Here is a 22,307-nt window from a genome sequence, read left to right as displayed (position 1 = left end):
GGCATGATTTTTTAAAAAGTTCATGCCACTTTTTTTTATCACAGACGATTATATATATGAAAACGATAATGACAACCTATCTCTTGATTTAATACTGAACCTATTTCTTATAATTCCATAACACCTTCCACTCTTCATCTACCTTAGTTACAAAAACATCCTGAGTGAGAGTAAAGTTACCATATTTGCCTTTAAAAACCTGTGATACCGAAACCTTGTAGACAACACCTATAGTCTCAGCACCTTTTTCCATTTTCCAGTTTTGGATTTTGGTAGATTCGCCGACCGTATATGTAAATGAAGTAACACCAAAGTGATTCATAAACACATGTGCACGATCCTGTATATAATGACCTTTATCGAATTTTTCCTTCATAAACGGATGAAACATCGACCAGGAATCGGAGAAATCCCCATCCTGTTCAAATTTATAAAATATATCAACCGTTTCAACAGCCTGTTCCTCCGGGGATTCATGTATCATGAAGTAAATTGCTATCCCAATACCTGCAACAATTACCACCAGTACAAGTTTCTTCATCAAATCCCCCCAGGTGCGGTGTATGGTTACAATCCCAGCCTGACCCATACTTTTTGCTCTTTAATACTGATTTCCTGAATATTTCCAAAGGGTACAGCCTTTACCTTTTCAATACTGTCGAGATTAATAATTGCCATGTCCCTGTCATATTTCATATAAGGAGGTCTGTTGAATATTTTCCGTTTCAGCCACCCTGCATTAATCGGCTTCATACTATCAATCTTAAAAAACAGCAATCGATTATACACATCTGACGGCCTTACCTTTACTTCAACATAAATGCGGGGCAACGGCTTACCAGTGATGCCGCTTATTCGTATACAATCGTTTTGTATCGCCAAATTTAAATCTTTGATTGAATGATGACGCACAAACTTTTCCTGTAAAACTCTTAAAAGCGTACTTGAATTTATCGGTATACTTACACCAGCATTGTTCATCTCAAGATCCCCGCTCCTTTAGTTTCTTTTAGTCTCATTTTATTCTCGGAATGCGAAAATATTATTGACATTCTAAAATCTTGAACTTTCAGAACCTAAATGAAATAATAAAAATAAATCCGACTAAATTAGTCAGAAATAATAGGAGGAATAAAATGAAACTGGCAGACTTGAATTCTATGGAAGAGCGAATAGGATTAATGGAAAAAACGGTAAAACCCTTTACCGATAGAGCGCCGGAACACGATGAAAATGGTACGTTTCCATTTGAAAATTTTAAAGAGCTGAAAGAAATCGGCTATCCGGCAATGACCATTCCCGAAAAATATGGCGGGCTTGGTATTTCGTTATATGAAATGCTCCGGCATCAGGAAACGATTGCAAAGGCAGATGGCGCAACTGCTCTGTCGATTGGTTGGCACATGGGAATCATCAAACATACCGGTGAAAACAACAGCTGGGATGATGAAAAATACCAGGACGTTGTGAACTATGTCATTAAAACCGGTGCACTTTTGAACAACGCTGCAACCGAACCGGCAACAGGAAGTCCCACACGAGGCGGCAAACCAGAAACTTTGGCAAAAAAATCCGGTAATGAATGGGTTATCACCGGCAGAAAAACCTTCACAACCATGGCACCAATCTTATCTTATTTTGTTGTAAGTGCTTCGATTGACGAGACAGATCAAGTAGGAAATTTTCTGGTTAAACGTGAACATGAAGGTGTAAAGGTAGAAGAAACATGGGATTCAATTGCGATGAAAGCAACTGGAAGTCATGATCTTGTACTGGAAAATGTTCATGTGGCAGAAGATGACCTTGTCGGGTATCTGACACCTGGAAAAAAACCGGCTGCCGGATGGTTGTTGCATATCCCGGCATGCTATCTCGGAATAGCCCGTGCCGCACAGGAATATGCCGTTAATTTCGCTGCAAACTATTCTCCAAACAGCATCAAAGGCACTATTTCCGAACTGCCGAATGTTAAGGAAAAAATCGGCGAAATGGAACTGCGCGTCATGCAAAGTACCCACTTTCTGTATGGAGTTGCTCAGAAATGGGATGCCAGCAGCAAGGAAGAACGTGACATGATGAAAACAGAACTCGGCGCAGCCAAACTATCCGTTGTAAACCAGGCAGTGGAGATTGTCGACCTGGCAATGCGAGTGGCGGGTGCGCGCAGTCTATCCAATAAAAATCCATTGCAGCGCTATTACCGTGATGTTCGAGCAGGTATTCACAACCCGCCAATGGACGATATGACAATCATCGGGCTTGGAGACAGGGCTATTGCACGAAATAATGAATGATAAAACAGATAGCCCGCTAATATTTAGCGGGCTATCTGTTTTTACTTGGCTCTTTTAATAAGTTTTGTTGCTCGTTAACCTCGTAGTTAATATAAATTGCGAACTAAATCCAATAAATATCACTTAGTGAGGTACTAATACCCCGCAGCTTGAATACACTCGCTTTCACACCTCCGGGTACCAAGGCGACATCTGTTCAAAAGTTCATTTTCGCAGTGTCTTCTTAGCCGTGGGCAAGTGCCGAGCCCTCCTCAGCTCGTACCTCGCCTGCGGGGTCTCGCCTAACTTGTACTTCCCACAGGACAAGGAAGGCTACGTCAGCGATACATCGCACGAAGAAAAAGTGCTTTTCTTTTTCGAGGAGTCTCGCATATTCCAGCTGCTGGTTTTAGTTGATTTAAAAATCTTGCTTTCAACCACCAGAAAATACATTGCAAACTATCGGGATATATCAAGCAATTTTAGCGGAGGAAATACGCTGAGACTCCTGGGGGAGGAAAGGCCTAGGTGAGACCGCTGAGTGCGTTAGCACGAAGAGGGCTCATCAGCCGCCCCCGGAAAGCGAAGTGTATTTCCGCAGCGGTGTTATTGCACACAATTTTAGTTCGCAGTTTATGAAAACTGTTCCTTAAAGCTTAAACCGTCTTACTAAACCATTTAATTCCTCAGCCAGTTTAGCAAGGTCCTCGGAACTTGCCGCAACTTCCTCCATGGAACTGCTGGTTTGTTGAGCTGATGCCGAAGTTTGCTCAACTCCTGCAGCAGATTCCTCGGAAATAGACGCGATTTCCTCAATTGAACCATTCATTTCCTGACTGCTTGCAGCAATCTCGGACAAGTTTTCAGATACGGTATTTATACGGTCAACCATCTCTTTAACAGCAGTATCAATATCGTTAAACGTCTCACTAGTTGATCTGATCTGTTCCGTACCCTGTTCCACCTCATGGTAGCCACCCTGCAGTGAATCAGCAACTGCACTGGACTCATTTTGGATACTTGCTACAATATCTGTTATATCTGTTACAGATACAGATACCTGTTCAGCAAGCTTTCTGACCTCATCGGCAACCACTGCAAATCCTTTCCCATGTTCACCTGCACGCGCTGCTTCAATCGCCGCATTCAAGGCAAGGAGATTTGTTTGATCGGCAATATCCCTGATAACCGAAACCAGCTTGGATATTTCCTGTGATTGGGAATCCAATCCTTCCACTTTTTTAACCGCTTCTTTTACAATTTGATCAATCTTTGTCATTTGTTGTGTGGATGATTCCATCAGCTTGCTGCCTTTGTTTGTCATTACTAATACTTCATTGGACGCCTGCTGAATCCGTTCGCCATTTTCATTTGCACCCTGCGCTTTATCGGAGAATGATGCCATGGTTGAAGATAAATCACTTGCACTGTTTGCCTGTGTCTCAGATCCGGAAGACAACTCCTGCATCGTTGTAGCAATTTGTTCCGAACCAGATTTAACTTCATTAGCCGACTGTGTCAGTTCTTCACTCTGACTATTTACCGATTCAGATACATTAGCAACCTGCTGAATAACGTTACGAAGATTTGCACTCATCGTATTTACTGCAGAAGAAAGGTCACCAATTTCATCATTTCCGTTATATTCAATCGTTTTAGCAGACAGATCTCCATCGGCAATCTGATTGCTCACTTCAACTACCCGGTTCAAGTTTCGAGTAACTCTGCGGCTGGTAAAGTAAACCAGTAATCCACCGGTTATCATGGCAACTGCCAAAGATGCAACCTGAATAATGAATGTCAGTTGCTGACTTTGATGCGTCTGTGCAATTGCCGCTTCACGTTCTTCATTAACTATCGTGCGCAGGCTTTCCAAATAATCAACTGTTTCCGCTCGCAGTTTATTTGCCTGATCCACAAAATGGGCAGCAGTTCGCTCATCACCATTCTCAATTGCATTGACGATTCGTTGTTCGAACATCTTATCCATCAGTTGATCATTCTCAACAAATGCATTAAATAACTTCTGCTGCTCTTCCGTATCCATTTTGTCACTGAGCTGAGCTTCCAGTTTATCAAATTGCTCACTGCGGGCCTGATATTCTTTTACGAGTTCAGGATCCTGATCTTGAAAATATTCAACAATGCGAATACCTTTTGACCGCGTCAGTGAACCCATTTCCGTAATATTAACCGCCCGGTCACCGCGGCGCTCCAGTGCATCTACATTATCACCTATATCCATAATTAACCAGGATGCAACACCGGTTGAAGCACCAAAAAGAATAAAAATTATAATTAAAATAAATCCGTATTTCTTGCCGATTGATAAATTTTTAACATTAAACCTGGACTTGAACTTAAATTTTGGCTTTTGCTGTTTCTTTTGCCTAGGTTTAGGCCTGGACTTGAATTTTTTTAACATCTCGTTTTCCCCTCTGTTTGTCTAAATCTATTTCTTTCTATTTATATCGACAAAAATAAACATTTTTTTAGGGATATGGTACTAATAATTGAATCTATTTTCATATGAAATTATTTCTGAGGTAATTTCCAATAATTCACTGGTCAGAGAAGAACAAAAAACCGGCCTTCAACACTTGAAGAAAAAATAAAATAGGAGTATTATTTCTAATGGATATTCTTTGCTGGTGTAGCACAATCGGTAGTGCGCATCACTCGTAATGATGAGGTTGGAGGTTCAAGTCCTCTCACCAGCACCATTTACAATATGGAGGAGTACCCAAGCCCGGCTGAAGGGGACGCACTCGAAATGCGTTAGGGCGTGTGAGCGCCGCGTGGGTTCGAATCCCACCTCCTCCGTTTCATTAAAATAAAGCCGGTTATCGTTCAATAAACAAATGATAACCGGCCTTATTTATTTTCCCTTTTGATTCATCGGACCATTTCATAAAGAATAGGGACCTGTTTTTCCAGTACCGCTTCATCTGTCCGCCATTCAAATTTTGGACCTACACCACCATATTCCAGCGCTGCTGCCCACGGTTCCGGCCAATCTCCGTCCTTTATTCGCTGAATTGCCCATGAAGCCAAATCCCAATCTGCTTTAGTCATAGGCATACTGTCACGCAGACGGCCGTTTTCATCGGCTTGAATACCGGTAATATGCAGTTCTTTCAGGTGATCAAGCGGAAATTGTGAAATATATTCTTTTACATCCATACCAAGACACATCGATGTCATTCGGGCATGTGCCGTATCAAGCAAAAAACCGCACCCTGTCTTTTCAACAATTTCACGAATGACTTTCGGATCGATAATAGGCTGCATCATATTTTCACCTTTACCTCTGCATATGACGTTCTCAACGATTACATTTTCAGCGCCTGCTCTTTCAGCAACAATTTCAATATCACGAACTGTGTAATCTACCATCTTGTGAATATGTTTCGTGTCAGCAGTAAAAATGTCTACGCCAGGATAATCCCTGGCAAATGCAACCGCATGTACATTGAAGAAAGGTGTTTGTGTATGTACTCTCAAGTCTTCAATATGTTCCCAATTAACATTTTCCATACGATTGCTTCCGGCATTTAACGCAAAGTGAACATAACTGGCTTTCGACTGTTCCGCCTGAAATATTAAATCCTTGCTAAAATCGGGACATTTATAATAATCAATTTCAATCAATGACTCCTTTACTAACCGTTCAACCGCCGGAGAATAATTTACAGCTACTTTCAAACAATCACCCCACCCTTTAATATTTTAATAACTTGATTCTATCATATAATGTTTTTATAATATCAGCTTAAGGTAATATATTACTAAGGAGGTGGGGACCGGTGAATAAAACGGTGAAAGATATATTGATGATTGTTGTCGGTTCATTTATTTTTGCAATTGGGGTCAATTACTTTGCCATTCCTAACCGGTTATCTGAGGGCGGTGTAATCGGTATTACCATTGTTACATATTACTTATTTGACTGGTCTCCAGGTGTAGTAAACTTTGTCCTTAACACTTCACTTGTGGCAGTCGGTTACAAGTTTTTTGATAAGCGGGTCACGATCTATACACTAATTGCTATTTTATTTTCTTCATTGTTTTTACATATAACGGTAGGCTGGGGCAATGAAATTAATGATGATACATTGTTGGCAGCACTGTTCGCTGGGCTGTCAGTCGGGCTTGGTCTTGGACTGATTTTCCGTTCTGGTGGAACATCAGGCGGTTCAGCAATCCTTGCACGGCTTGGCAACCAATTGCTCGGATGGACAATTGGAAAAGGAATGCTGATTATTGATATTGCAGTTATCGCAGCTTCTTCCTTTATTATCGGGCAGGAAAAAGCAATGTACACGCTGATATCCGTTTATGTTGGTGCAAAAGTTATTGATGTGGTTGTGGAAGGTGCCAATGAACGGACAGCAGTCATGATTATTTCCAAGCATCCTGATGAAGTCCTTGAGGCGGTAACCAAAAAGATGGCCCGTGGAATTACTGTTTTGGAAGGGCGTGGCGGCTATACCAGATCACAGCGTGAAGTGCTGTATCTTGTGATTAACAGGTATGAAATTGTTCCATTCCGAAAAATTATCCTAAATATTGATCCGGACGCATATGTAACCGTTCATGGCGTTCAGGAGATTTTCCGGAAAGGGTATAAAGGGAGATAGTAGAAAAAGGCCGACTCAAAAAGCCTAATGGCAGTCTTTTGGGTCGGCCTGAATTAATTTCCGCTATGCTTCACTATTGGTTCGCTATTCGTTCAATGTCACCTTCTGCACGAAAAATGCGCTTGTTCATCCCCTGCATGGCATATCCGATATCATCTATTTTTCCATTTTATCGATTCTGTTGTCTACTTTATCAAACCTCTGATCCATCTTATCCAGTTTTTTATCTATCCCTTCAAATCTCAGGTCCATCCCATCAAGCCTTTTATTGATTCCATCAACTCTTTTATCAACTCCATAAAGTCTGTCTGTTAAATGGGATATTGCCTCGGTATTTTTCCCCACCATACCGATAAGTTGAACCATCATTTTTTCTTGGTTTTCCAGCATTTGCTGATGACTATTCAGCGTTTTATCCTGGTTTTGAATCATTTTCTCTTGACGCTCCATCGACTTTTCCAAACGACCCGTGCGTTCATCTAAACGTTCAAGTATTTTTTGCATGCAGAAAACTTCCCCTCATTATTTGCTTTAACAATATACCATTTTACGAATAGATGCAAAAGGTGAAAACCGGGAAATTTTGCTTTATGACTGCTTGAAATCCCGAAAATCCTGAGCGGGAAATTCAATATTCACTGACATGTACCTTGTAAATATTAAATTTTCTCTCGTAACCTTTTCACAAACCGATCGCCTACTTCACCTGTCGAAGCATCCCCACCTAAATCAGGTGTCAGCAGTTCAGTTTCCGCAAGCATATCTTTGGCAACATCCAAAACTCTTTTTCCCCACTGTTCTTCACCAAAGAAATCCATCATCTGACTGACCGACCAAATAGCGGCAATCGGGTTGGCTATTCCTTCACCGGCAATATCCGGTGCAGACCCATGAACAGGTTCGAACATGGACGGATATTTTTTTTCCGGATTCACGTTGGCCCCTGTTGCCAGGCCGAGGCCACCGGTAATTCCGGCACCAAGGTCGGTGATGATATCACCAAACAAATTTGAGGTAACAACGACTTCAAAGCGCTCCGGATCGGTTACAAAATAAAGACTGGCAGCATCGACAAGATAGGAATATGTCGCAACATCCGGATATTCTTTCCCCACTTCTTCAAAAATTTCATCCCAGAATACCATCGAATAATTTAAAGCATTTCCCTTGCTGATACTCGTCAATGTTTTGTTCGACCTGCGTGCTTCTTCGTATGCATAGCGGATAATTCGCTCTGTACCCTTTCGTGAAAATACACCTGTCTGCAGCACCACCTCCTCTGGTTTTCCTTTAAACAACCAGTCACCTGCACCTGCATACTCACCCTCACTGTTTTCACGAATAACAAGAAAATCGATGTCCTTTTCCGTTTTTGACTTCAATGGAGTTAATGATTGATTTAACAGTGTAACTGGTCGTAAATTAACATACTGATCAAATTCTTTTCGGATCCGTAAAAGGAGGTCCCATAACGATATGTGATCAGGCACTCCGGGATAGCCAACAGCACCCAGATAAATTGCATCGAATTTTTTCAGCTTTTCAATCCCATCATCATCCATCATTTTCCCATGCTCGAGATAATACTCACAGCCCCACGGAAACTCTGTAAATGAAAACGAAATTTCTGGGTCCATTTCCTCAATTGTTTGTAATACTTTTACACCTTCTGCCACGACTTCCGGACCGATTCCATCGCCTGGTATTAGTGCTATATTGAAATGCTTCATAGTTGCCTCCTTTTAATCCAAAAATTTATGCGCCAATCCTTTCCGCTTCTTCCAGTTCTTTTTTCTCATGCCGGTTACCCAAATACCGGAGCAGGAAGAATTGAACAACGATACCCACGATAAGCAGTACTACACTGCTGCCAATCAGGGAATATGACAGATACAACGCTCCTGCAATCCCTGCCGGCACGAGTGCGTACGGTATTTGTGTATTAACGTGTGCAATGTGGTCTGATTCTGCAAAAATTGATGCCATTACAGTTGTATCAGAAATTGGTGAAACATGATCACCGAAGATTGCCCCAGCAAAGATTGCCCCAACTGCAATTGGAATAAGTTCCTCACCACCAAATGTAAATGCCATTGGAATCGCAATTGGCGTTAAAATTGACATGGTCCCCCATGACGTACCTGTTGCGAATGATATAAACATGGCTATGATAAAGATCAGGAACGGCAAAAGTGCTGCGGTCATCCAGCTTTCCGTTGCACTAACAACAAATTCAGCAGTGCCAAGCTCAGATGTTACGGTTCCAATCGACCATGCCAAAATAATGATGATAAGCGCCGGCAGCATCGTTCGAATACCACCAAGGATGGTTTCTTCACAATGCTTGAATCCCATACCCTGAATCAATGCAAGTATCAAACCAACTGTCGTCATTGCGAAGGCTCCCCATGTCAGGGCAATAGATACATCAGTATCAGCAAGCGCATCCATAATCGACTTGCCTGTTGCACCTCCACCAACATACCATAAGCCCCAGATACCTACTGAAATCAATGCGACAAGCGGCAAAATAAAATTCCAGACACTTCCTTCTTTTTGATACGGTTCACCCAGGTCCTGGTCAACCGATGATAACGGTGTTGAACCATCGGGAATCAGTTTTCCGGTTTCCTGTGCCCTTTTTTCCGCTTTTGCCATTGGACCGAAATCTTTACCTGCGATAATCATTGGTACTGCCAAGAGACAAAGAATGGCATAAAAGTTCCACGGAATCGACTGTAAAAATGTAAAATAAGGTTCCAGACCCATGATACCAATACTTGCAAAAGCTGCGGCAATCAACGATACCTGAAATCCAATCCAGTCGGACACAGGACCAATTGTTGCGATTGGAGCAGCTGTCGAGTCAAGTACATAGGATAATTTTTCTCTTGAAATTTTCTTTTTTGCGGTGATGTCTTTGGTGGCATTTCCAACAATTACAGAGTTCACATAATCGTTAAAGAAGATGATAAGTCCTAAGAAGTAAGTTAAAAACTGAACTCTTTTTCCTGTGGTTAATTTCTTTTCCAAAACCCGAATCAAGCCTTGCGATCCACCCGTCTTAAACATAAACGCAGCCCCTGTCCCGAGCAACGCTGTCATAACAAGAAATCTGGCATTCCATGGATCAACCATTACGTCCTTCATCCATGTAAAGGTTACACCCACTGCTTCAAACGGATTACCTCCGGCAGCAATCAGACCGCCTACCCAAATACTAATAAACAGTGACAATAAAACACGCTTTGTTACAATTGCCAGTACCACCGCAACGATCGGTGGTATGACCGATAAAAAATCCATGCGTGTACTCCCCCATCTCCCTATCGTTTTTTTATAAAACTAAACATACACCCGTCGAATTCGTTCCATCAGACTAGAAAGAACTTCATCGACATTACTCTCCATCCATTCGGCTATATCCTTAGCAGAAATCTCATCACCTCCTTGACTCCCCATTACAATAACCTCGTCGCCCGCACGTACATCCGGGATGCCTGTGACATTAATAACCGTCTGATCCAGGGAAATTGTTCCAACAATTCTCGCCCGCTTTCCGTTTACGAGCATTTCCCCCTTGTTTGATAATGCGTATTTATAGCCATCACCGTGACCGATTGGCACGATGGCGATTTTTTCGTGAGATGAGGTAACATAACTGCCGCCATAACCAACCGGCGTATTTGGGGGTAACTCTCGTACACTTAAGAGACGCGACTTCAGCGTCATGACCGGTCTCAGTGAAATCAGATCGCGTTGCCGCGATGCAGGCTCATATCCAAATAATGCAGCACCAGGTCTAATCATATCCAGATGCATATCTTTTCGTTCAATCGCAATCGTTGAAGCCCCGACATGACGAATCGGGAAATTATATCCGTGATCATTCAGGTTCGATACCGTGTCCAAAAATAAGGCAAACTGCTCCTCCGTCAGTTCCCAGTCCCCTTCATCAGAATTGGGGAAATGTGTATATATGCCTTCCCAGTTTAAGCTGGTTAAGTGATAGCACGATTCACAGAATTGGATCGCTTTTTTCGGTTCAATGCCAAACCTATGCAGCCCTGTATCTATTTTGAGGTTCACCGGTACGGTTTTATGCTGTTTTTTTGCCTCGTTGTTAATATCATTCGCAAGTTTTCTTGATGACACGGATGCTGTTAAGTCATATGTAACGATATCTGCAGCCTGCTCAGGCAAAACGGAACTCAGTATGTGAACAGGCACCGTTATGCCGTTTTCCCGAAGCAGAGCGCCTTCTTCAACGGTTGTAACACCAAGGCGATCTGCTCCGGCTTCAACAGCTGCCAGGCCAATTGGAACGGTCCCGTGCCCATACGCATTCGTTTTAATTACTGCCATCAGCATACTATCAGCAGCAACTTGCTTAAATGTCCGGATATTTTCTTTAAACGCAGCTAAATCTACTTCAGCAATCGTTGGGCTGTTCGCAGTTAAAGTTGGTAGTTTAAGCAAAACACGGTCCCTCCCCCTGTAAAATCAGTTTTTTACATCCTGCTGATAAAGTGAACGAAATGCTTCTACAATCCGCTTCGTGACTTCACCTGGCGTACCATCAGCAATTGTATGATCATCTACATTCAGAATTGGCACAACATCCAATTTCGTTGCTGAAACAAAAACCTCGTCTGCCTGAAGCAAGTCATCGACAGAATACGTTTCTTCATTCACTTTGATATTTAGCGAATCACAAAGCTGAATTATTTTTTTCCGGGTAATACCATTCAAAATATAGTTATTTGCCGGATGAGTATACAGTTCACCATTCTTTACGATAAACACATTTGATGCACTTGCCTCCGTTACCGTTTCACCACGATGGAGAATAGCCTCAATCGCATTATTTTCAACTGCCTCCTGTTTTGCCATCGCGTTCGGAAGCAGATTAAGCGTCTTAATATCACATCGCAGCCAGCGGATATCCTCAACAAGGACAGCCTTTGCACCCCGATCCTCCACATCTGTCATACGTTCTTCTTCCCGTGTATATGCCACGGTAACGGGCTGAACATTTTCACCCGGAAAATAATGCTCCCGTGATGCAATCCCTCGGGAAACCTGCATGTAAATGATGCCCTCTTCCAATTCGTTAACAGAAACAAGCTCCTCCAGTTTACGTTTAAGCTCTGATGTTGATTCAGGAAGTGTCAGGCGGATTTCCCGCGCACTCCTTTCCAGCCGCTCCATGTGCTCATCAAGCATCAGCGGCTTGCCATTATAAACGCCGATAACTTCATAGATTCCATCACCAAACTGATAAGCACGGTCCTCAATATCAACAAGCGTATCCCGATCCATTATCTGATCATTAAACAACATTTTGTTCATCGTAAAACCTCCTTAAAAAATCAACTAGTTAGATTGATATTTTTGAGTAACATCCAATATGAGGGACGTATCCACGCTGCCACCACTGATAACAATCACAGCGTGCGAACCTGGCTCGACTCTGTTATTTAAAATGGCACCAATCCCGGATGCCGCTGCCCCTTCAATCGACATTCGGTGTTTATCCAGCATGAACGCCATTCCCTCAGCGATTTCTTCCTCATTCAGCAAAATAATAGAATCAACATATTCCTGAACCATTCCAAACGTATAGTTATTGTCGAGCCCGATTCCACCTAGTAAACTATCAGCCAATGTATCCTGTTCTTCGATAATGACAGGTTTTCCTTTTTTGATACTTTCGTACATGGTGGCACCACGCGCTGTGGATGCCCCTATTACTTGAATCCCGGAATCCGTCGATTTTAAAGCTACTCCCAATCCGGAATGCAGACCGCCACCGGAAAGCCCGCCGATTACTGTATCCACTTGAGGTAAATCTTCCAATAGCTCCAGACCAATCGTTCCTTGCCCGGCAATGATATACGGATCATCGAAAGGGTGAATAACAGTTAACCCATGCTCTTTTTCCAACTGATAACTGCGCTGTTCGGCATCATCCTGTGATTCCCCGTAAATTTCGATCTGTGCTCCTGATTGTTGAAGCGTTTCCACTTTTGCTTTGGGCACACGGCTGGAAATGCAAATGGTTGCGTTTATTCCGAGCTTTTTAGCAACATAAGCAACACTCATCCCAAAATTGCCTGTGGAAAAGGTTGTCACTCCACGTTCCTGTTCCTCGGGTGTCAGACTTAGAATTTTATTTGCTGCACCTCTGATTTTGAATGATCCGCTCACATTCATATTTTCCAGTTTTAGATAGACAGATGACCCGGAAAACTCAGATAATGCCGGCGAATAAATCAATGGTGTTTTGGATACGATGGACGAAATCTGCTTTTTTGCTTTCCAGACATCGCGGAAGGTGATCGGTTCTTTTGCCATTCTATTCCTCCTTTCGTGCTGGGCTGTTATTTGTGCTGCATAATCTTGGTTTTGTGCTGTTCTCACACTGGTTTGTGTTGTATTCTTTAGAGTTTATGCTGTTTTTAGTTTAATGGCGAATCACAAACTTTCATCAGCGGTTTCCGCACTTCCAAGTTCATTCGGGCACTCATGATACCGATGAGTGACCTTTCTTCAGAACTTCTATCTCTCCGGCAATTTCCCATTCTGCAAAAACCGCCGCACCGTTTCCCCCATGACAGCCACCCCGACCGTCAAAACATCTTCATTTATATCGAAATTCGGGGTGTGCAAGTCTCTGGCAACACCATCTCCAACTGCACAGCCGAGAAAAAACATTGCTCCGGGGACGGTCTGTGTCATATGGGCAAAATCTTCCCCGCCAAGTCCAAACGGTTCATCCACAATTCTATAGTCGGGGTAAAGATCTGCAAATACACCCTTAAATAACCAATTAACCGCCGGGTCGTTCCTTAATGCCGGATCTTCAGGTGTAATCGTTAATTTATAGCCACCATCAAATCCTTTTACGATCGAAAAAGCTTTTGCCAATTCATCATGCAGCAGGTCCCGAACATCAGGCTGATAACTGCGGATTGTTCCTTTTATCTGTACCTCAGAAGGGATGACATTGCCGGCAAAACCAGCATCAACACTTCCAATGCTGATGACCGCTGAATCAAGTGGCGATACACGGCGAGCAACAATGCCATGCAGCGCCTGCAGCACCGGGCCGAGCATCCATACAGGGTCTGTTCCCAGATGCGGATATGCACCGTGTCCGCCCGTTCCGAGAATATTCGCTTCGAAAATATCAACATTGGCCATGCTGTACCCATCATGAATCTTGACCTCACCAAGCCGATTTTCCGGACTCATATGAAGTGCAATGGCGCAGTCAACATCATCCAACACTCCTGCCTGAATCATATAGGGTGAACCTGTTGAACCATCCTCATCAGCTCGTTCTTCAGCAGGCTGAAACAGAAATTTAACCGTACCATTCAGTTCACCACGTTGGAAAAGTTCCCCCACTAAACTGGCGACACCCAATCCAATGGTGGTATGCGCATCATGTCCACATGCATGCATAACACCTTCATTTTGAGATTTAAATCCATGTTCATTTTCTTCCTGAATGGGCAATGCATCCATATCCGCCCTAACAGCAATTGTCGGTCCTGAACCAGAAGAAAGTGTTCCTACAACAGCAGTTGGATAACCGACCCCGGTTTCTACTTCCATGCCGGGTATGTTTTCCAAAACCTGCGCGACAAACTTGGATGTTTCCACTTCCTGAAAACTCAGCTCAGGATAGGAATGAAGTCTTCTTCGCCAATCAATAAGCTGTTCTGACATTGCTTCTGCCTGCTCAAGCAGTGCCCGATTTGTAATCTTCTCCACTCGCGAACCCCCCTTCTTAAAAGAAGGGAGTCAATGATAATAACTCCCTTCCTCTGGGTCAGTTTACACAGGCAATCGCCGTAATCTCCACTTTAGTCTCCAGCAATTGACTGCCGATTGTTATCCGGGCCGGTTTTACAGCAACATCCTCCAAATAAGACGCATAAGCTTTGTTAAATTCTTTAACCGTCTCTTCCTGAAGGTCGGATAAATGGCATGTGACGTATACAAGATCTGAAAGTCCGGCGTTTTTTTCTGCCAATATATTTTTAATATTTTCAAGACTTGCCGTAGTCTGTGCGGCAATCGAATCACCGACTGATTCACCGGATGGCTTTACACCATCCTGACCGGAAACGAAAATGAGTTGCTCTGTTTTTACACCTTGTGAATACGGTCCGCTTGGCTGTGGAGCATTAAGCGTTTCGATTAATTCCTTCATAACAAATCCCCCACTATTCCATGCCAATTGACACGTATTGTGATTCAACAAATTCTTCGATACCTTCGTGTCCGCCTTCTCTGCCGATGCCGCTTTCTTTCATTCCGCCAAACGGCACTTGTGCTGCTGATGGTGCACCGTCGTTCCAGCCGACAATTCCGAAGTCAAGTTTTTCAATCAGCTTCATGCCTCTTGCAACATTTTCCGTAAAGACATATGCGGCCAATCCATACGGTGTATCATTTGCCAGCTTAACCGCCTCTTCGTCTGAAGCGATTTGCTGAACAGGTGTTACAGGGCCGAATGTCTCTTCATGCATTATCACCATTGAATTATCTACATCTTTAACTACGGTTGGCTGATAAAATACACCGCCATTATCCGAAATCGGCTCACCGCCGGATACAACCGTTGCCCCTTTGGAAACAGCATCATCAACATGTCGTTTCACCTTATCCAGTCCGTCCTGATTGATTAGCGGACCAATATCAACGGATTCATCAGTGCCGTCGCCGACTTTCAATTCTTTTACCGCTTGGGAAAGCTTCTCAACAAATTCATCATAAATACCTGCCTGTACGTATACCCGATTGGCACATATACATGTCTGCCCGGCATTTCTGAACTTGGATGCCACCGTTCCTTTAACTGCCAGGTCAACATTCGCATCATCCAATACGACAAGCGGTGCATGGCCTCCGAGTTCCAGGGACACATTTTTCACCTGTTCAGCACTTTGTTTAATTAATAGTTTGCCAACTTCGGTTGAACCGGTAAATGTAACTTTGCGTACTTTATTATTTTCCATGATTGTTTTGGCAATTTTCGATGAAGAGCCTGTTACCAGGTTTACAACGCCTTTTGGAAAACCAGCTTCCTCACACAGTTCCATTAATTTAACCGCTGTTAATGGGCTTTCACCAGAAGGCTTCATAATTACCGTACAGCCTGCAGCAAGTGCCGGACCCATCTTTCGTGTCAGCATCGCAGCTGGAAAATTCCACGGTGTAATCGCAGCGACAACCCCGACAGGTTTTTTCCATACCTGCAGGCGCTTACCAGCCTTATGTGCCGGAATCGTTTCACCGTAAACACGCTTCCCTTCTTCGGCGAACCATTCAATGAATGAAGCAGCATATTTCACTTCACCGCGTGATTCATTGATTGGCTTACCCATTTCGAGAGTCATGATTTGTGCCAGTTCTTCCTCGTTCTCCAGCATAAGCTGATTCAGCCGCTTTAAATATCCGGCACGTTCATGGGCATTTGTTTCGGACCAGGACTGAAAAGCTTCGAAAGCCGCGTCAATCGCCTGTTCTGCCTCCGCTTCACCACCATTTGGCACCGTCCCGACAATCTCGCCGTTCGCAGGGTTCGTGACATCTTTTGTCTTAAGATCTTTACCGACCCACTCACCATTTATATTCATCAAATAATTTTCCATCTTCAATACAGTCATTTCACGTTCACTCCTATCTGATTAGAAAAATTAGCTTATCGCCAGAGCTTAATGGCGAAATCCTTAGCTGCAGTTATGCAATAAGAGGCTGAAACTAAAGTGCTTTATCAAAAGGAATATCCGAACTTACTGGATAAGTGCTCAACAACCGCTCCGGAAATATACTTCGCTTTATCCGTACATTGATCGTTTCTTTTGCTACACGTTTTTGTTATGTCCCAGCCTCTTACTGAATAAATAGTAATCTGCAAATCTATTACCCTTTTGCTCCGACAAGTGCTGCTGCTTCCACTGCCTCTTCCAGAATATCCAAACCTTCTTCAAGCTGCTCATCGGTGATAACCAATGGCATGAGCAGCCGTACAACATTATCATGTACACCGGATTTCAGGACGATCAGCCCTCGCTCACGTGCTTCTTTTAACACCTGTGCCGTCATTTCTTTGGCAGGTTCTTTCGTTTCACGGTCCTTCACCAGCTCAAGTGCACACATTGCACCGAGTCCGCGATATTCTCCTACCACATCTAATTTCTCAGCAAATTCACCGAACCTTTCCATAACCCGCTTACCAATCTTTTCAGCACGTTCGTTCAGGTTTTCTTTTTCCATAATATCCAGAACGGCGAGCCCTGCCCGGCACCCGAGTACACTGCCGCAATACGTACCGCCTAATTCGCCTGGCTTAGCACCATCCATAATTTCCTCACGGCCAATCACCCCGCTGATTGGCGTTCCGGCAGCCATTGATTTGGAAATAACGGTCAAGTCCGGTTCAACACCAAAATGTTCCATCGCAAAATATTTTCCGGTACGGCCGAACCCTGTCTGGATTTCGTCGGCGATAAACAAAATGCCATGCTGCTTACACAGTTCATATACCCCTTGAACGAATTTTTTATTCGGGATAATAAATCCGCTTTCTCCCTGAACCGGTTCCATGACAAATGCCCCGACAAGACTCGGATCCACTTCACTGATAAAAAATTCCTCGATTTGATTTAGTAAATAATCGGTATATTCATCTTCACTCATTTGTTCAGGACGACGGTAATAATACGGATATGGCGCATGATAAACCTCCGGCGCAAACGGCCCATACTCGTATTTAAACGGTTTCACCTTCCCAGTCATCGACATCGTCATCAATGTCCGTCCGTGAAAGCCGCCCGAAAATGAAACAACTCCCTGACGTTTCGTATATTTGCGGGCAATTTTTACCGCATTTTCCACCGCTTCTGCACCACTGTTTAAAAACATCACTTTCTTTTTGGATGACCCGGGTGCCAGCGCCGCAACTTTCTCAGCAAATTCAATATACGGATCATACATCATAACGTTGAATCCGGTATGAATATATTTATCAACCTGGTCATGTAAAGCGCTTACAACTGAATCATGACTGTGCCCCACATTGATACAGCCAATTGCACCGGCAAAATCGATAAATTGGTTCCCGTCAACGTCATTCAAAAGTGCACCTTTTGCTGATTCCACAAATGTCGGTGCCCCATAACCGACCCCATGTGGAACAACATCATGTCTCCGATCCAGCAATTCCTTCGCCTTTGGACCTGGTAATTCCGTTTGAACATTTGCAAATTGTCTATTCATTTTGTTCAACCTCCCCAAAAAATTTATATACTTAAAATGTAACCGGTAAGATAATTAATTCTATCCTGATGCCTTTGCATGTTGACCAAGCAGATTAGCCTCGACGTATGCGATGTGATCCTTCACTCCCTCATTCACTTTATGCTCATCTTTGGACTCCAATGCTTTAAGCAATTCCTTATGCTCATCATAAAATGCCTGATAACTTGAATAATACCGGTCAAGATGCATCAGGAACGTTCTGATTTGCACCTGCAATGAATCATAAATCTTGATAATCCGCGAATTGCCGCACAAACCAACTACAAAACTATGGAACTTCATATCAAGATCAAACAGCCCATTCCAATCTTTTTCATCTGCTATCACTTTCATCTGCTCCATAATTTTTCGTAAGTGGTCAAAGTGTTCCTTCTCGAGATGTTTAATGGCCTGGGTAAACGCCTGCGATTCAATCAGTGAACGCAATTCAATAATTTCATCCAGATCCTGATCAGTAAAATCCGTCACATACGTACCTTTCCTTGCTTTACTTATCACCAATTCTTCCACTTCCAGAATTTTAAACGCCTCACGAATTGTGCTTCGGCTGACATCAAAGCTTTCCGCCAGATCCGTTTCCAGCAGTCGCTCACCAAACTTTATATCTTCATTCCAAATTTTCCGTTTCAGTTCGTCTGCAATCAGTTCACTTAATGGTTTTTGCAAAATATAATTGTCATCATCCATATGCAAAAGCCCCTCTCTAATTAAGCCATAATGTTTTATGTCGATTGTCGACATTACCTTATATGTCCATCATAATTCAGATTATTTTGATTGTCAATTGCTTAATTGATTATTTTAAATATTTTATTATTTTCATTGACTTCCCGTTGAACTGTGGTTATTTTGAAGATAGATACTTTGTCGACATTAATGGAAACGGGGGTATTTTAAATGAATAAAAAAGTTATTGCCTACAACCGCGTGGAGACACCTGTTTTGGAGGATTTGAAAAAGAAGTACGATGTCCATTTTTTTAAAAATATCGATACAAAAAAAGATCCAGAGTTTTTGGACCACTTGAAAGAAACAGAAGGAATTATCGGACTGGAGCTTCCGGTGGATCAGGAATTGCTCGACCAGGCTCCCAATCTGAAAATAATCAGTAATGTATCTGTCGGCTACAACAACCTTGATATCAACGAAATGAAGAAGCGAAATATTATGGCCACTAATACACCGGGCATCTTAACCGATACTGTCGCAGATATAGTATTCGGACTGGTCATTGCCACAGCCAGACGTATTCCGGAGATGGACAACTATGTAAAAAACGGTCAATGGCAATCAGAGGCAATCGGACCTGAACACTTTGGTACCAATGTCCATCACAAAACATTGGGCATTGTCGGCATGGGAAGAATCGGCCACGCAATTGCACAGCGGGCCCACTTTGGATTTGATATGAATATTTTATACCACAGCCGCTCCAGAAAGCCTGACGCAGAAGAAAGGTTCAACGCCGGCTATCGTGATCTTGATGCATTATTGCAGGAGTCCGATTTCGTCTGCCTTATCACACCACTCACCCCACAAACAGAGGGACTTATCGGCAAACGCGAATTCGAACTCATGAAAAAATCCGCTATCTTCATTAACGGATCGCGCGGAAAAACAGTTGTGGAAGAGGACTTAATCAACGCACTCCAGAACGGTGAAATTGCCGCAGCCGGGCTTGATGTTTTTGAAAAAGAACCACTTGATCCGGACAGCCCGCTGCTCAAAATGAAAAACACGGTTACAACACCGCATATCGGATCCTCTACACACGAAACGGAACTGAAAATGTCTGAACTTGCAGCACATAACCTTGAAGAAGCCCTAAGTGGGAGGAAGCCGCCTAATTTGGTAGATGAGATTGTTTGGAAGGAAAACTGATACGATAGACTGCTCTTATTTGATTTTGTGCATTTCATCGTGGCTTCGCGCTTTTTACGTGAGTTTGAGCTGTTGTCGCGCAAGTTGAGCTGCTGCTTGCGCGAGTTACTCCAGATTTCGCACGAGTCGGGCTGCTCCTTGCGCGAGTTCTAATAAGTTATATCAAAGTTCAACATTTAAATTAAAAATATACATCGTTCACCCCTCTACAACTTCCTCCCAACTTTAAATATTATCAATTTAACTTCATTCTAATTTAACTGGATTCATTACTAATCCAATTATAATTTAGCTAATAAATGAATTTGACGGATTATATTAGCTAAAATGTGATATGATATAAGTATATTAGCTAAAAGGAGGTGCATTAAAAATGAAAGTACCTTCAACCAAAGTGCAAAATAATTTCGGAAAATACTTGAAATTCGCGGATGCGGGCGAGGAAATCATCGTAACGAAAAGCGGAAAAGATGTAGCCAGAATCCTGACCTGTCATGACACAGATACTGTCAGAGAACAACAATCAGAATATCGTTCTTCGGGTGATTGGGTGACTTATAAAGAATTTCTGGAATTAACCGAAGAATCGGAACAAAGGTTTGAGTTAATTGACGGCGTGGTCTATAACCTAGCCTCCCCTTCGTATAAGCACCAACATGCGGTCCACGAGCTTCACGGCCCATTTTACAACTGGTTTAAAGGGAAAAATTGTGTTCCGCTAACATCACCTTTCGATATAACTCTCTTTAAGGAGGAAAACAACATCTGTGTGGTCCAGCCAGACATTGTTGTCATCTGTGACATGGACAATCTGGACGAAAAAGGCAAATATAAGGGGACGCCCACTCTTGTGGTCGAAGTCTTATCACCATCCACCAGAAGTAAAGATATGCTGAAGAAGCTTGAGTTATACAAGCAATGCAACGTAAAAGAATACTGGATTGTCGACACGATCAATGAACATGTATTGATTTACTTGCTGGAGAACAATGATATTATTAACAGTAAAACCTATTCAAAAAATGCACGCCAAATGGTTCGGTCCGAAATATTTGAAGGATTGAACGCTGACTTGCAGGATGTGTTTGCCTGATGGCATGAGAAGGAGCAATATGAATACCAAAGCCCGGATCATCTAAAGATCCGGGCTCTTTGTGTTAAAACACTATTAAATTTCCCCATTGCAGATTTCTTCAGTTGTAATATCATCTGGAGCTATATTAGTCTCTGCACTAAATCCATTAGCTTCTAAGATTTTGCCAAATTCATCGCTTGCCTTTAATTCAGCCAGCTTTTCATTATATGCTTTACGCAACTCATCATTATCTTTATGGAATGCGGCAGCACCATAGCTTGGAACACCTTCAACATCAGGCTGTTCAAAATCAGTAACTAATTCAAGATTTTCTGCATTTGATGTTTCCAGCGCCTTCTTAAGTGACATTCCCGTCCCGGTTGTTGCATCAGCACGGCCGGATGATACGGCTGAGAATGTTGCCGGAACGTCCGGTGCACTTTGAATCTGATCATCACTCACACCTTCTGATTTAACAAATTCATTCTCTGTTGCACCTTGCATAATTGCAATGGTAGCATCAGGATTTTCTGCAATATCTGCATAACTGTGAAGGTCTAACGGATTTCCTTCCTGAACAACCAATCCTTCACCATACATCATTTCCGGTTCACCAAAATCAGCGTTTTTACAGCGATCCGGATTGATTGCCATACCCGCTGTAATAACGTCGAACTTACCAGCGTTTAAGCCAGGGATAAGTTGTCCAAATTCAGCAAGTTGTCCTTCCATATTATCAATACCCAGTTCCGCAAATACGGCTTTGGCAATATCAACAGCTGCACCTTTTAATTCTCCATCTTCCTGATATGCATATGGTTTTTCATTGGCAAAACCAACTGTTACCGTACCTTCTTCTTTAAGCTGGGCAAGAACGCTGTCTCCGCCTTCTCCTTCCCCGCTGCTTTCGTTTCCCTCATCATTCGATCCACAAGCAGCAAGTAAAACGAAAGAAAAACATAATACTGAAGCTAATAATAGCTTTCTCATTGCTAAAAATTCCCCCTCTTAAATTTTTACTCGAAAAAGCATCCCCTAATTATGTTAACGATAATTTCACATTACGTAAACCCCTTCCCCTGCTATGGAAGTACATAAGAA

At 42.8% G+C, this 22,307-nt stretch carries 20 protein-coding genes and 2 tRNA genes; 6 read left to right on the top strand and 16 right to left on the bottom strand.

Going from position 1 to position 22,307, the window contains the following annotated elements; all coding sequences use genetic code 11:
• Positions 1 to 100 precede the first annotated feature (100 nt).
• Both G6R02_RS03790 and G6R02_RS03785 read right to left on the bottom strand, forming a co-directional pair.
• Complete coding sequence (locus G6R02_RS03790; protein ID WP_164667918.1) at positions 101 to 541, bottom strand: hypothetical protein; 441 nt, start codon at positions 539 to 541, stop codon at positions 101 to 103.
• 26 nt (positions 542 to 567) lie between these two features.
• Positions 568 to 981, bottom strand: a complete 414-nt coding sequence (locus G6R02_RS03785; RefSeq protein ID WP_164667917.1) for a hypothetical protein — start codon at positions 979 to 981, stop codon at positions 568 to 570.
• Positions 982 to 1,136: 155 nt separating this feature from the next.
• Here G6R02_RS03785 and G6R02_RS03780 point away from each other — a divergent pair, with 155 nt between their 5' ends.
• On the top strand, positions 1,137 to 2,294 hold the full coding sequence (locus G6R02_RS03780; RefSeq protein WP_164667916.1) for an acyl-CoA dehydrogenase family protein: 1,158 nt from the start codon (positions 1,137 to 1,139) through the stop codon (positions 2,292 to 2,294).
• A gap of 628 nt (positions 2,295 to 2,922) precedes the next feature.
• On the opposite strand, the gene G6R02_RS03775 is transcribed toward G6R02_RS03780, so the two are convergent.
• The gene (locus G6R02_RS03775) at positions 2,923 to 4,698 is read right to left on the bottom strand and encodes a methyl-accepting chemotaxis protein (protein WP_164667915.1); all 1,776 of its coding nucleotides are present in this window, start codon (positions 4,696 to 4,698) and stop codon (positions 2,923 to 2,925) included.
• A gap of 222 nt (positions 4,699 to 4,920) precedes the next feature.
• Here G6R02_RS03775 and G6R02_RS03770 point away from each other — a divergent pair.
• Both G6R02_RS03770 and G6R02_RS03765 read left to right on the top strand, forming a co-directional pair.
• Positions 4,921 to 4,996 (top strand) — tRNA-Thr (locus G6R02_RS03770).
• A 10-nt stretch (positions 4,997 to 5,006) separates the two neighbouring features.
• Positions 5,007 to 5,096: transfer RNA gene (locus G6R02_RS03765), tRNA-Ser, on the top strand.
• Positions 5,097 to 5,168: 72 nt separating this feature from the next.
• On the opposite strand, the gene G6R02_RS03760 is transcribed toward G6R02_RS03765, so the two are convergent.
• Positions 5,169 to 5,978 (bottom strand): multinuclear nonheme iron-dependent oxidase, encoded by an 810-nt coding sequence (locus G6R02_RS03760; RefSeq protein WP_164667914.1) that lies wholly within the window; start codon positions 5,976 to 5,978, stop codon positions 5,169 to 5,171.
• A gap of 128 nt (positions 5,979 to 6,106) precedes the next feature.
• Between G6R02_RS03760 and G6R02_RS03755 the strand changes: the two genes are divergently transcribed.
• Complete coding sequence (locus G6R02_RS03755; protein ID WP_164670309.1) at positions 6,107 to 6,913, top strand: YitT family protein; 807 nt, start codon at positions 6,107 to 6,109, stop codon at positions 6,911 to 6,913.
• A gap of 156 nt (positions 6,914 to 7,069) precedes the next feature.
• Here G6R02_RS03755 and G6R02_RS03750 read toward each other — a convergent pair whose 3' ends face one another.
• The 11 genes from G6R02_RS03750 to G6R02_RS03700 form a co-directional block, all read right to left on the bottom strand.
• Positions 7,070 to 7,417, bottom strand: coding sequence for a hypothetical protein (locus G6R02_RS03750; RefSeq protein WP_164667913.1), 348 nt, complete (start codon positions 7,415 to 7,417; stop codon positions 7,070 to 7,072).
• Between the two features lie 155 nt (positions 7,418 to 7,572).
• A complete protein-coding gene (locus tag G6R02_RS03745; protein WP_164667912.1) occupies positions 7,573 to 8,643 on the bottom strand; it encodes a tartrate dehydrogenase in 1,071 nt (356 codons plus the stop codon).
• 25 nt (positions 8,644 to 8,668) lie between these two features.
• The gene (locus tag G6R02_RS03740) at positions 8,669 to 10,219 is read right to left on the bottom strand and encodes a Na+/H+ antiporter NhaC family protein (protein ID WP_164667911.1); all 1,551 of its coding nucleotides are present in this window, start codon (positions 10,217 to 10,219) and stop codon (positions 8,669 to 8,671) included.
• A gap of 39 nt (positions 10,220 to 10,258) precedes the next feature.
• Positions 10,259 to 11,392: an alanine racemase gene (alr, locus tag G6R02_RS03735; protein WP_164667910.1), complete on the bottom strand. Its 1,134-nt coding sequence runs from the start codon at positions 11,390 to 11,392 to the stop codon at positions 10,259 to 10,261.
• A gap of 24 nt (positions 11,393 to 11,416) precedes the next feature.
• The gene (gene dat, locus G6R02_RS03730; protein ID WP_164667909.1) at positions 11,417 to 12,265 is read right to left on the bottom strand and encodes a D-amino-acid transaminase; all 849 of its coding nucleotides are present in this window, start codon (positions 12,263 to 12,265) and stop codon (positions 11,417 to 11,419) included.
• Between the two features lie 24 nt (positions 12,266 to 12,289).
• Entirely contained in the window at positions 12,290 to 13,270 is a 981-nt protein-coding gene (locus G6R02_RS03725) for a pyridoxal-phosphate dependent enzyme (RefSeq protein ID WP_164667908.1), read from the bottom strand.
• Between the two features lie 204 nt (positions 13,271 to 13,474).
• The gene (locus tag G6R02_RS03720) at positions 13,475 to 14,650 is read right to left on the bottom strand and encodes a M20 metallopeptidase family protein (RefSeq protein WP_164670308.1); all 1,176 of its coding nucleotides are present in this window, start codon (positions 14,648 to 14,650) and stop codon (positions 13,475 to 13,477) included.
• 103 nt (positions 14,651 to 14,753) lie between these two features.
• Entirely contained in the window at positions 14,754 to 15,137 is a 384-nt protein-coding gene (locus G6R02_RS03715; RefSeq protein WP_164667907.1) for a RidA family protein, read from the bottom strand.
• Between the two features lie 13 nt (positions 15,138 to 15,150).
• Positions 15,151 to 16,596 (bottom strand): NAD-dependent succinate-semialdehyde dehydrogenase, encoded by a 1,446-nt coding sequence (locus G6R02_RS03710; protein WP_205520048.1) that lies wholly within the window; start codon positions 16,594 to 16,596, stop codon positions 15,151 to 15,153.
• A gap of 256 nt (positions 16,597 to 16,852) precedes the next feature.
• The gene (gene gabT / locus G6R02_RS03705) at positions 16,853 to 18,208 is read right to left on the bottom strand and encodes a 4-aminobutyrate--2-oxoglutarate transaminase (RefSeq protein WP_164667906.1); all 1,356 of its coding nucleotides are present in this window, start codon (positions 18,206 to 18,208) and stop codon (positions 16,853 to 16,855) included.
• Between the two features lie 60 nt (positions 18,209 to 18,268).
• Complete coding sequence (locus G6R02_RS03700; RefSeq protein WP_164667905.1) at positions 18,269 to 18,937, bottom strand: GntR family transcriptional regulator; 669 nt, start codon at positions 18,935 to 18,937, stop codon at positions 18,269 to 18,271.
• 210 nt (positions 18,938 to 19,147) lie between these two features.
• Between G6R02_RS03700 and G6R02_RS03695 the strand changes: the two genes are divergently transcribed.
• Both G6R02_RS03695 and G6R02_RS03690 read left to right on the top strand, forming a co-directional pair.
• Positions 19,148 to 20,131, top strand: coding sequence for a 2-hydroxyacid dehydrogenase (locus G6R02_RS03695; RefSeq protein WP_164667904.1), 984 nt, complete (start codon positions 19,148 to 19,150; stop codon positions 20,129 to 20,131).
• Between the two features lie 373 nt (positions 20,132 to 20,504).
• Entirely contained in the window at positions 20,505 to 21,224 is a 720-nt protein-coding gene (locus G6R02_RS03690) for a type II toxin-antitoxin system prevent-host-death family antitoxin (RefSeq protein WP_164667903.1), read from the top strand.
• A gap of 75 nt (positions 21,225 to 21,299) precedes the next feature.
• Here the strand turns inward: G6R02_RS03690 and ehuB are convergent, their stop codons facing one another.
• On the bottom strand, positions 21,300 to 22,196 hold the full coding sequence (gene ehuB / locus G6R02_RS03685; RefSeq protein ID WP_164667902.1) for an ectoine/hydroxyectoine ABC transporter substrate-binding protein EhuB: 897 nt from the start codon (positions 22,194 to 22,196) through the stop codon (positions 21,300 to 21,302).
• Positions 22,197 to 22,307: the final 111 nt, after the last annotated feature.

Source organism: Virgibacillus doumboii, assembly GCF_902806455.1.
Lineage (GTDB): Bacteria > Bacillota > Bacilli > Bacillales > Amphibacillaceae > Lentibacillus > Lentibacillus doumboii.
Note: the sequence above shows the minus strand (reverse complement) of the source record. Positions and strands in the feature narration are given on the sequence as shown.